Origin of the sequence: Rufibacter roseolus, from assembly GCF_017916365.1 — a bacterium.
Lineage (GTDB): Bacteria > Bacteroidota > Bacteroidia > Cytophagales > Hymenobacteraceae > Nibribacter > Nibribacter roseolus.
In genome coordinates this window covers 1,576,305-1,588,437 of sequence record NZ_JAFMSU010000002.1, presented here as the reverse complement: position 1 = coordinate 1,588,437, position 12,133 = coordinate 1,576,305, and the positions used below count along the sequence as shown (strand labels likewise).

General features: G+C 47.9%; 7 protein-coding genes. 5 read left to right on the top strand and 2 right to left on the bottom strand.

What is annotated here, in order from left to right; genetic code table 11:
- Positions 1–32: 32 nt before the first annotated feature.
- Positions 33–2,768 carry a S8/S53 family peptidase gene (locus J3P35_RS15430; protein ID WP_210465456.1) on the bottom strand — a complete coding sequence of 912 codons (2,736 nt, stop codon included), beginning with the start codon at positions 2,766–2,768 and terminating at the stop codon, positions 33–35.
- 663 nt (positions 2,769–3,431) lie between these two features.
- On the opposite strand from J3P35_RS15430, the gene J3P35_RS15425 reads away from it, so the two are divergent.
- On the top strand, positions 3,432–5,321 hold the full coding sequence (locus J3P35_RS15425; RefSeq protein WP_210465455.1) for a PAS domain S-box protein: 1,890 nt from the start codon (positions 3,432–3,434) through the stop codon (positions 5,319–5,321).
- Positions 5,290–5,700, top strand: a complete 411-nt coding sequence (locus J3P35_RS15420; protein WP_210465454.1) for a response regulator — start codon at positions 5,290–5,292, stop codon at positions 5,698–5,700. The genes J3P35_RS15425 and J3P35_RS15420 overlap by 32 nt, the downstream gene beginning before the upstream one ends.
- Positions 5,701–5,858: 158 nt before the next feature.
- Here J3P35_RS15420 and J3P35_RS15415 read toward each other — a convergent pair whose 3' ends face one another.
- Positions 5,859–6,155 (bottom strand): sll1863 family stress response protein, encoded by a 297-nt coding sequence (locus tag J3P35_RS15415; protein ID WP_210465453.1) that lies wholly within the window; start codon positions 6,153–6,155, stop codon positions 5,859–5,861.
- Positions 6,156–6,494: 339 nt separating this feature from the next.
- Between J3P35_RS15415 and treF the strand changes: the two genes are divergently transcribed.
- The 3 genes from treF to J3P35_RS15400 all read left to right on the top strand — a co-directional run bounded on the left by treF (position 6,495) and on the right by J3P35_RS15400 (position 11,911).
- On the top strand, positions 6,495–8,099 hold the full coding sequence (gene treF, locus J3P35_RS15410; protein WP_246850246.1) for an alpha,alpha-trehalase TreF: 1,605 nt from the start codon (positions 6,495–6,497) through the stop codon (positions 8,097–8,099).
- 285 nt (positions 8,100–8,384) lie between these two features.
- Positions 8,385–8,777: a response regulator gene (locus J3P35_RS15405; protein ID WP_210465452.1), complete on the top strand. Its 393-nt coding sequence runs from the start codon at positions 8,385–8,387 to the stop codon at positions 8,775–8,777.
- A gap of 548 nt (positions 8,778–9,325) precedes the next feature.
- A complete protein-coding gene (locus J3P35_RS15400; RefSeq protein WP_317195392.1) occupies positions 9,326–11,911 on the top strand; it encodes a PAS domain S-box protein in 2,586 nt (861 codons plus the stop codon).
- The last annotated feature ends 222 nt before the right edge of the window (positions 11,912–12,133 follow it).

The window sequence follows — 12,133 nt, the reverse complement described above, 5'->3', positions numbered from 1 at the left end:
GGCCTGTTTAAAGGAAAACAGGCCCTAAACAACTATCTTGAAAGCAAAAGCTTCTGGGTTGAAACGCCTTTAGCCGAAACAAAGCGGAGGTAGTACACGCCGGAGGCCAGGTTAGAGAAATCGAAACTGATTTTGTCTTTCCGCTCGTAGCTTCCCTGCGGGGTCACCATCCCTTTGCTGTCCACCAGTTGCACATTCACCAAGGTTTGCTGTAATTCTGAAGGCATTGTAATGGTTATCTGCCCTTGCGATGGGTTAGGAAACAGGGAGATGGCCTGGGCTTTCACTTGACCTGGGGTAGATGTCACCGTTCCTGAGCCCATGATCTGCTTGTATTTCAACAGGGCCGCACTAGCGTTCTTCCTAATCTCAGCTCTGGTCTGGCCAGCCACCAACGCAAAGGCAACAGTGTCCGATTCAGTAGGCGCTAAGGTTCTGATGGCCGAGGAGATAATATAAGACACATCCTTACCTTCTCCAGCACCGGCGCTGGCCCGCTGAATGCCGCCAGAAAGGGCCTTATATTTTTCCTGAGTTGAGAACCCATCGGTCATATTGATGGATTCGGGGGCTATATTGTTATCCAGGGCGTAGAAGCTAGGAACCCCAGAGGTTAGAATCTGAATTCCGGCCCAAATGCTGGTATCTGTCTTATGCCGCACGATGCCCAATTTTAGGTCTTTGTCCCACTCTGCCACGTTTTTGGAAGCCGAGATAATATCCCAGTCTGCGAACATGCCGGCGTGCGCGGCCGCAATGGTGTCAGCGGATCGGTTGGTGAGAATGTATTCCAGGACCACGAAATCCCGGTTAGGGGCATCGGCCCAGGCAAATACGTTCTGCTGAATCCGCAGGCTTTTCTTCTTGGTGGTAGTGAGGGAGTCTTCCATTACGTTAGATGCATAGAAGCTGGCGTATGGGGAGTTCATCTTCCGCTGCAGATTGCTGACGGCATAGAAATCATGGTCCGTTAATCCTTTCTCATTCCGGATGTTATCAGATACCTGCGTTGCAGAATAACCAATGAGCAAACCTCCTTCGGCCAGCAAGGGAGCGCTGCCTCGGTAAATGACACCTTTGCCCTGGCTATAATCAAGGCCGTTGTACCCGATATTACCGGCGCTCATAGCAGAGACAGCCAGGTTGTTGACATCGGTAGTCAGGAAGTCCTGGTTAAGCACCAATGAGATGTATTGGTAATCTGTATAGGATCCGCTGGTAAATCCTAGCCGTAAAGTGACCTGGGTGTTGGCAGGGGTGTTGGCAGCAATCTTGAATTTAAAGGGATTGTTCTGGTTTTCCGCGCTGGCCAAGGTGCCCAAACTAGAAACGGAAAAGCTTTCCTGCACTATCTGGAGGTAAGGACTAGTTGAAGAAATGGAAATTTTCAATCCGGTGACAGGGCTCAGGTAATTGACGAATTTTCCAGAGAGGCTAACCACGGCTCCGGGCTCAAAGGTGTTGGAACCTTCCATGTTCCAGGAAGTGAGCCTTACGGAGGTGGCATTTTCATCGGTCAGGGCCCGGTAGACATTCAGTCTACCTTTGCCCAGTTTCTCAAGGAAAGCTGCGTTTCCGGGTAATGCATAAATATTATCTGCGGTGGCCCGCAAACGTTCTGCAATCTGCAGAGCGGTAAGTGAAGGAAAATAACTCCGTAGTAATGCCGCGGCGCCTGCCACTATGGGAGAAGCATAGGAAGACCCCGTACCATATCCATAGTGAGAGTCGTTTCCGTTGGCAGTGGAATAAACGCCTACTCCCAGAGCACCCAGGTCAATGTTATTGCTGTAAGTGTGCGCACTGCCTTTGATGTCATTTTTATCTAAAGCAGCCACAGAAACCACGTTCTGATAAGAGGCAGGGTAGAAGTCCAGTTCAGCGTTAGTATTGCCGGCAGCGGCCACTATTACCACATCCCGGTCTAAAACTGCATAGTTAATTACGTCCTGCTCAAAAGCAGAAGGGAAACTTACCCCACCCCAGGACAGGTTGATGACTTTACAGCCATGGTCAGCGGCATAAACAATGGCTTCGTAGCCTTTGAAAGAACCGGTAGAAGTGGAGGCGAATACCTTAATAGGTAGAAATTTGGAATGGTAGCCCAAGCCTGAGATACCTAAGCTGTTGTTGGCCTGGGCTGCTGCGATGCCGGTAACAAACGTGCCGTGGCCGTTGGCGTCAGCGGTAGGGTCATTGTCGCCGTCGGCAAGGTCCCAGCCCCTGAAGTTGTCTACAAAACCATCGCCGTCATTGTCTATCCCGTCAATTGGGTCCTGGTAGTTATAGTTAAGGTTGTTTTTGAGGTCTTCGTGGGTGAGTCTTACGCCAGTGTCCAGGATACCAATCACTACGCTGGAGTCGCCTTTGGTTACATCCCAGGCCTGGAAAGCGTTTACTGCCTTTAGGTAATTCTGCGCGCCGGAAACTGAATCTGCTTTAGGGTCATTTGGGATATGGAGGGGTTCATGTAAATACAGCGGCTCAACGTACTCTACCAAGCCTGTGCCAAGCAGTTCTTTTTTAATTTGCGTGAAAGATTGGCCGGGGTTATACTGTAACTCATATATTAAGGAAAGATCCACTGATTTCTTCTTGCTGCTTTTTGCCGAAGGTCCAGCCACAACCGGAAACTTCTGCTGTGCCTTGCCAGAAGCTACCCGTTGTACCACCTGCTGAACGGGCGAAGGGCCCGCGCTTTTGTTCATGGCCGTAGGTGCGGCAGATTTCAATTTGAAAATGAGTGTATAAGGTTCTGTTTTGGGCATATTTTGCGCCCAAGCACATGGACCTGGAGAAACCCAGCTGAGCAACGCAAGCAGGGAAATTAGGTATAACCGGTATTTCATTGTATTAAAGGTATAATTTTTATCAAATTATCAGCAGTTTTTTCGTTTAAATTATTCTTTTACAAGACAAACAATAATCTAGTAGGGTAAGGTATTTTTGATTACGTGACCCTGAAAATTAAGTATATCCAATTTTATGTGTTTTGGTACTTTATAAAAATTATAATACTAATTTGTTGTTATTATTATAATAGGTTTTTCAGCTAGGTTTTCATGTGTGATATAAAATATAATAAAAAGTTATTATTTGGTATTTCTAAGCGCTCTTGATTTCTTCATAGATGACTTTCCTTTCACTTTGGGGTAGATCTAACTATCAGGTTTAGATAAGAGGGTTATTTGTGAGTTTGTGATAGATAAAAGAGAGGGGGAGGTTCATATAAATTCAAAGGTAGAATGATATTTTTTGGACAAGAACATATAACCTGTTAATTTTAAACATGCATTTTTTCTTTGCCTTTACAGAAGCCTGGTTCCATTTGGAAGCTTGTTTTGTGTTTTGCATTTTGGTAAGGATTTGAGGTGCCTGTCTGGCTCAGATGTCATTTGCTTAGTCTGGCCGAAATGAAATAGTTTTAACGCATGATATCGAATGCTGTGGCAGAAGGATTTTCGCCCCTTCCAGAGGGTGACTACCGCCTGTTTTTTGATTGCAATCCGCTACCTATGTGGGTGTTTGATACCGTTAGCCTGCGGTTCCTGATGGTCAATGCTGCAGCCATAAAGCTGTATGGCTATAAAGAGGAAGAATTTCTGCGGATGACTATCAATGATATAAGGCCAGAATGCCAGCGCATGGAGATACTGCAGCTGGTGGCCAGTCCCCGGGCGGCCCTTAACCTATCAGGCGATTGGGTGCACCTAAAAAAAGACGGGACAGAGCTGTACGTAGACATCGTTTCCCATGAGCTTACGCCCATTGCGGGCAAACCTGCCAGGCGCCTGGTGGTGGCCCATGACATTACCGCCCGTAAACAAGCCGAGCAGCAGTTGGCCCAGGCGGAGCAATATGCCCGCTCCATTCTAAATAACATAGTAGAGGTGGTTTTCTCCTTCAATGACAAAATGGAGATGACCTATATCAGTCCCCAGTGCCAGGTAATCCTGGGGTACTCACCAGAGCAATTCTATGCAGACAAGTTCCTTTGGTTTAACCTGGTGCATCCACAGGACCGAGCGCTGTTTGAAGAATCTTTGCCCAAGATAAGGGTCTCCAGTCAGCAGTTTCAGCTGGAGTACAGGATCAAGGCAGTTACTGGGGAGGAAAAGTGGCTGATTACCCGCTGTACCGCCCAACTCAATGACCAAGGCAAAATGGTTAGGATTGACGGCAGCGCCAATGACATTACCCGCCGAAAACTGATGGAGGAACGTCTGCGCTTTGCCGACTTCTCTATTGAGCGCGCCTCTGAGGCTTACCTTTGGACCCGCGCAGATGCCAGGATCATGCGGGTGAACCGAATGGTCTGCTGCCTGCTGGGCTACCAGGAAAAAGAATTGCTGGCACTCCGGATGCCGGACATTGTTCCGGGGATGGATGACCAGGAGTGGGAAAAACAGTGGTCCGAGTTTGTGGAGCAGAAGAGCCTGAACTTTGAGACAGTGCTTAGGGCCAGGGACGGACAACTGCATCCGGTAGAGGTGCACCTCAATTATTTCAGTTTTGGGCAGGAAACGTACAGTTTCTCCTCCATCAGGCAGATTGCCGAAAGAAAACAAGCCGAAGCGGAGATAGCCAGCTTTCACCAGGAGATAGCGCGGCAGAACGAGCACCTGCGCCAGTTTGCCTACATTGTATCGCATAACCTGCGTGCCCCGGTTGCTAATATTGTAGGGCTTACCAGACTCTATAACCACAAGAACCCGGCAGATCCTATGAATGCCGTGCTGGTGTCAAAATTAGAGCGAACCACCCATCGGTTAGATACTACCATCAAAGACCTGAACGAGATCCTAACCATCAGAAGCGGGGCTGAGCAGGAAATGGAGAACGTAGACCTGGAGCAGGTTTTCGCAGAGGTGAAGGAAAGCGTATCAGGGCAGCTGGGTAAGTATTCCTCGCGGCTGCTGGTGGATTTCAGTGCCGGGAAAAGGGTGCTGGGGGTGAAAGGCTACGTGCATAGCATTTTTTTAAACCTGATCACCAATGCAATAAAGTACCAATCTAAAGACCGGTTCTTGGAAATCCATATTAATACTGTATTTTCAAACGGGTATTTGTGCCTGCAGATCCAGGATAACGGATTGGGGATAGATTTAGAGAAACAAGGGACCAAGATTTTTGGCTTGTATCGCCGGTTCCATCCGCATATTGAAGGCAAAGGATTAGGTTTGCACATGATCAAAACCCAGGTGGAGACCATGGGCGGATGGGTGGAGGTGCAAAGTGCGGAAGCTCAGGGATCCACATTTAAAGTATATTTTCAAGTAGCACCAAAAAATGACGAAATACCAGCGAGTCTTCTTAATTGACGATGACGAGATTCACAATTTTCTGTGTGAAAGTGTGATAAAAAGCCAGCAGTTTGCCGAGAAAGTGAACAGCTTTTTATGGGCAGAGGAAGCTTTAGATGCCTTGAATGGTATGGTGAAAGACGCCCCCCAGGATTTCCCGGAAATCATCTTCCTGGACATCAACATGCCCGGTATGGACGGTTGGGAATTCATTGAGGAGTATAAGAAACTGCCCCTTGAACTCACCGGCAAATGCCTGCTCTTTGTCCTTTCCTCGGCGGTAGATAAGAACGACATCACCCATGCCAGAAACCTCTCTGAGGTGAACGACTTCTTCTCCAAACCGCTTACCACAGATATCCTGCAGATCATATCGGAGCAGTACACTGAGTCTTAGATTATCACAGGTTAAGTCATCAAAATGAAAAGGAGGCACAGCCCATTGGCTATGCCTCCTTTTCATTTTGAGGGAGGTGCCTCGTTGTTTATGTAGGTTGGATTTCCAGGTCAACCATATTGCCAGAGGCGTTTTATGGCCTATATTATGAAAACAGGCTAAAAGATCTTTTTGATGCCATCTGTCAGGTCATCCAGGCCGCGTTTAATGTCCTGCCAGGTGCTTTCAGTGGCAGAGGAAGAGTTGTCCAACTTCTGGGCAATCAAGGCGCGTTTGGCTTCCAGGGCCGCAATATGCTCATGGTAAGTATTCTGCGAATCTACAGTAGTGGCGTGGGCCCGGCCCTGCAGGACCTTTATCTTAGCATCCAACTCCTCTAAACTTTTGCGGATTTCCTTTTCGTTCAGGTGCTCAGGAGCCCGCATGTTCTCAGGTTTTAGGTTATAAGTATCCATAGTGGTAGGGTTAGTTGCTTTTAAGTACTTTGATGAGCCAAAAATGTTTTGTCTTAACTCTAATTATGCCTTCAGGATGGTGCAAAACAATAAGTTAAGGGCTTTCTGCAGGTCATTGAAAGGTTAAACTGGTTCTACCCATGTTGCATATTGCTGAAAAGGAAAGGCAGGTGGATGAGACACGGAAAGGGTAGCTCAACCGGTATGCTGATTTTAGCCTGTTTTTTGTGAAACGGAGGCAAAACACCTGCCATCGGTACACGGCCTGAAATGGGCATGTGCATATCCTTCAGCAGAGGCTTCTGCGTAAGAGGGGGAATCTTACCAACCCTTTCCTAGATGAAGAATATGCTTTCCTGCTCTTTGCGGCCTTTAACCAGAAGCCTGGTTCTCTTTGTTTTCCTGCTATTCTGGGGCTGGTCTTACAATGGTCAAGCGCAATTCAGGCCGCATGAAGAACTGGGTGATCTGTTCAAGGAGGTGCAACTGGCGCCCGTTTTACCCGATTCCAAAACTTTCCCAGATTGCAGGCCCTTGGCTACCCCGGAGGTGATTTTGAAGGCCTATGCTCAGGAGAAAGGCAAAGCCGGGTTTGACCTGAAGGCCTTTGTGCAGCGCTACTTTGAGTTGCCGGCCGAACCTGCCAATGGATTCAAATCCAATGCGGCTTTGCCCGTGGAGCAGCATATTACCCGTTTGTGGCCGGTGCTCACCCGGCAGCCCCAGGCAGAACAGAGTTCCCTCATTCCGTTGCCCCACGCCTATGTGGTACCCGGAGGCCGCTTCCGGGAGATTTATTACTGGGACAGTTATTTCACCATGCTGGGGTTGCAGGAAAGCCAACAGGTAGAACTTATCCAGAGGATGGTAGACAACTTTACCTACCTCATCAATACCCTGGGGCACATCCCCAACGGGAACCGTAGCTACTACGTGAGCCGCTCACAACCGCCTTTCTATGCCTTAATGCTGCGCGTGCTGGCCCAGGAAAAAGGCCCCTGGGTGCTGAAAACATATGAACCCGCGCTTCAGAAAGAATACGACTTCTGGATGGATGGCCAGGAAACGCTTTCCGCCGCACAGCCAGCGCACAGGAGAGTGGTCAGAATGCCCGACGGAAGCTTGCTCAACCGGTATTGGGACGATGATCCGTCTCCCCGCCCCGAAGCCTATAAGGAAGACGTGGAAGTAGCCCGCACCTCGGGCCGGGATCACCAGGAAGTTTACCGCGACATCAGGGCGGCCGCCGAGTCGGGCTGGGATTTCAGTACCCGCTGGTTCCAGGACGGCAAATCTTTGCAGACCATCAGAACCACCCAGCTGATCCCCGTGGACCTGAATGCTCTGCTCTACCACATGGAGCTTACCCTGGCCCAGATGGCCCACCTGCAGCAAAACAAAACCCGCGAAAAGCTTTACCGGCAGAAAGCCGAGCAACGGAAGAAAGCCCTCCTGCGCTATTGCTGGAACCCTGAAGACAGGTTCTTCTATGACTTTGACCTATCTGGCCAAAAGACAACTGATATTCCTACCCTGGCTTCCGTTGCGCCACTGTTCTTTTGCATGGCTACTAAAGCCCAGGCCAAAGCAGTGGCCCAACGGCTGCAACGTGATTTCCTGAAGCAAGGCGGCCTGGCCACGACTTTGACTGCCTCGGGCCAGCAATGGGATGCGCCTAACGGATGGGCGCCCCTGCAGTGGATGAGCATTCAAGGGCTGCGCGCCTATGGGCAAAATAATCTGGCCGATACCATTGCCAACCGGTGGATAAAGCAGAACACCCAGGTCTATGAACTCACGGGTAAGCTCACCGAGAAATATAACGTGGAAAAACCCGGGGCCGAAGGCGGGGGAGGGGAATACCCCAACCAGGACGGATTTGGCTGGACAAACGGCGTCTTACTCAAACTGCTGAAGAAACAACAGTCTCCTAACGGTAAATAGCCATGGCACCATGAACTGGTTTTAAGCCTGTTTTCAGCAAATCAGGAAGAAACCAGGCGGGTGATTATTTAGGTATCGGCTTCTTTATGGGTATGGAAAACGTGTTCCGGCTTAGTCAGGGTCCCAGATTGTATGGCTTCTTAAAAGTATTGGGCTAAGCAGAAAAGAAGGGAATTGCAGTTTTTTTCTGATTTGGGTTAAATTCTTGCCAAGCGTATAAGTATTTATTCGTGGTTTTGCCGTTATTTTACTCAGACAAAGACCCTACCCTGAAATAGCTTTCAAGTGAAGAGAATTAAATCGATCTTATTAATTGAGGATGATGAGATAACTAATTTCCTTAACCAAACGGTGATAGAGGAAACCGGGGTAGCCGAGGAAATCATAGTTGCCTTGAATGGCTTAGAGGGGTTGTCTTACCTGCAGAGTCTTAATAACCCGGCAGATTTCCCTTCCTTGATATTGCTGGACATCAATATGCCAGTGTTGGATGGCTTTTCCTTTTTGGAAGAGTACCGCAGACTTCCTTTGGTGGAGAAGAGTTCTACTAAAATAGTGGTGCTGTCTACCTCCTCCAACGTCTCTGATATGAACCAAATGCGCTCCTTGGGCATCACTACCTGCCTGCAAAAACCCCTGAATGAAGCTGATTTCAGAAAAGTAGTGGCCGAACTGTAATCAAATCCCCAAACACTTTCCCGCTATAAAGCCATTTCTTGGGTAGAATTTAAAACAATTTAATAGCCCTCTGCACAAGCCGAAGCACACAAAGTGACTACTTTAACCTTCTCCCTAGGGTTTCTTTCTTGTCACATCACTTAAGCCCTCTGGGCAAATACTTTAAAGTCACCATGAGCAACCCATGGAGGGCCTCTGTTGCGCCATTATGGGTGTGAGATAAAGTAGGTTTCACTTGGTTATCAGGTAATTGAAAGCCTCTGCGCATGTTTTCCTGTCTATCTACTTCCAAACCAGAGAGGCAAAACTGTATAGGCATACAATCTTAGGGTGGAGTTTATGCTTTAAAAAATGATATTTCATTATAAAGCCTCTGCAGGAAGAGGTTTTGATTTTGTCCACTTTTTCCATCGTGTTAAATAGTCATTAGTGCTTATTTGTAATTTAATTGTATAATATTCATTAATTCTCTTGTTGTTAAGATAATGCTATTTAAAGAGTTGAAATAATGTAAATTGCATCTTGGAAATTACTTGAAACTGCAAGCGGTGAGATCAAATAAAGTGGAGTCAACAAAAGTGCAGTGGGACCAAAAAGTCATTGAAAATATAATTGGTGTCTCGCCTGACCTTCTGTGTGTAATTGATGAAGTTGGAAATTTTATTCATGTTAGTGCCAGTAGTGAAGAGGTATTGGGTTATGAGCCTTCGGAATTACTAGATAAACCCTTTGTAGATTTTGTTGCCCCCATTGATAAAGCCACTGCCTGGGAAGAATTTAGACGTGCCATCAATGGAACTCCGGTCAGGAACCACTACAACCGATACCTGCATAAGAGCGGCGCCGTAGTTCCTTTGTCTTGGTCAGCGGTCTGGTCAGAAGAAGAGCAGGTTGTTTACTGCATGGGCAGAGATGCCGCAGACCTTGTCCTGGCGCAGCAGAAACTGGTGCAAAAAGAGGAGTTCCACAGCACTTTGCTGCAACATGGCTCAGATATGTTGGGCTTGCTCAACGAAGCAGGAGAGTACATCTACGTGGGTGGGGCGGTTTCAAGGTTGCTGGACTATGAACCCGGCCAACTGCTGGGGTGCAATGTGTTTGACCTTATCCATCCGGATGATGTGCCCATGGCTAGTGAAGCCTTGGCCCTGATTTTAAGATCAGAAGTGATTCAGGTGCCAGACTTTAGGTTCAGGACCGCTAATGGAGAATGGCGCTGGATTGAGGCCATTGTTAGCAACCAGTTGGAAAACCCCGCCGTCAAGGCGCTAGTGGTTAGTTCCCGGGATATCACCGAAAGAAAGGAAGCTCTATTGAAGTTGGAGGAAAGTGAGCGGCGGTTCAGTTCCCTGTTCAATAACAACCCAGACAATGCTACTTATGAAAACCGCGAGGGAATCATTCTGGATGCGAATCCAATGTTCCTATCCTGTGTAGGCCTTCCCCTGGAAGAGGTGGTTACAAAGAAAATCACAGATTTTCTTCCTCCTGAAGTTGAGCAGTTATGTACAGAGAATCTGGAAAGGTCATTCCAGGGCGAAAAAGTCAACTTCAATATTGATTTCCCTAAACAGAATAAGGGGGTAGTGCGCTTTAACGTAACCAAGATCCCTGTTATGGTCAAGGGAGAGGTGATTGGGGTGCATTCCATTGCCAAGGATTTGACTGAGGTATCCGCTGCCCAGGCCATCATCCAGAAACAAGCCGAGACCCTGCAGACCATATTTGAAAGCATTACAGATGCCTTCTTCATGTTGGGCAATGACTGGCGCTTCAAGTTGGTTAATGGCGAGTTTGAGCGGGTGCTAGGGCTTAGCAGGGATGAATGCCTGGGTAAAACCATTTGGGAGGTTTTCCCGGAACTGGTGAACGGAAGTTTCTACCATCACTACAAATTAGCCATCTCTACCGGGCAAGCCGTTAAGTTTGAGTCCCTGCTGCAACCCTCCAATATCTGGCTGGAGGTGAAAGCTTTTCCTTCTGAGGAAGGACTCTCAGTGTACTTCTCAGACATCACAGAGAGCGTGTTGGCCAAACAGGAGCGGGAGAAATTGTCTCTGGTGGCCAGTAAAATCTCCAACGGAGTTATTATCACCGATCCAAAGGGGCAGATTGAATGGGTGAACAATGCTTTCACCCGCAACACCGGCTATACTTTTGACGAGGCCAAAGGCCAGCATTTGGCTACCTTCCTGGATGGCCCGGAAACCGATCTGGAAAAAGGAAAAGAGATCACCGAGAAACTGACCACAGGTATCCCTTTCAACATCATGGTGCTGCATTATAAAAAGTCTGGGGAGAAGGTGTGGATTTCCATGGACTTTACGCCCATCATCTCTGAGTTGGGCCAGGTCTCGCAGCACATCGTCATCCAGAAAGACATCACTTTCAGAAAAGCGGCCGAAGAACGCCATCTGCAGATGACCCGCGACCTTTACCGGCAGAACCGAGACCTGCAACAGTTCACCTACATTGTGTCGCACAACCTGCGGGCGCCGGTAGCCAATGCCATGGGCCTCGCCGATTTCCTGACCAAGCTGGACAAGCACTCAGAGATGTATGACAAATCCCTGGCCCATCTTAAAACAAGTGTCTTCAAACTGGATACCGTGCTTCGCGACCTAAACATGATTCTTTCGCTCAGGGACCAGCAGGATATCCTTGAAAGGGAGTTGGTAAGCCTGGCGGATGTCTATGAGCAGGTGCGCCAGTATTTCATGGAGTCTCTGGCACACCACAAGGGAGAGGTTGTCGCATATATTTCCCCTGACCTGAAAATCAATACCAATAGGGCATATATCTACAGCGTGTTCTATAACCTTCTTTCCAATGCCATCAAATACCGTGCAGAGGCAAGATCGCTTAGGGTAGAGATCAAATGCCAGGTGTGTCCCGCCGGTGGCCTCAGAATAGACTTCTGTGACAATGGCTCTGGTTTTGACATGGAAAAGGCCGGGGATAATGTGTTTAAGCTCTACAAACGCTTCCACAACAACAAGAAGGGAAGGGGCATGGGCCTGTTCCTGGTGAAAACACACGTGGAAAGTATGGGCGGCACCATTCAAATGAAAAGCAAGATAAACGAAGGTACCCAGGTAGAGATCCATATACCCGGCGAAGTCTCTGGCAATTGATTCATACCACTGCGTTTCAGGGCCTATTTCCTTAATGCAGCCCTGAAACGCAGTGGAATCATTTTCTGCCTTCTATTCAATTTAAGTCATTATTTGACCTAGTTTATAACAAATTATAGATAAGTATAGTATTTAGAAAGGTGCATAATAAGTGTACTTCTTTATGGGAAAAGCTGTGCTGCAGCTTGCCTTAAGAAGAGCTTATTCAATCAATTTTTCACC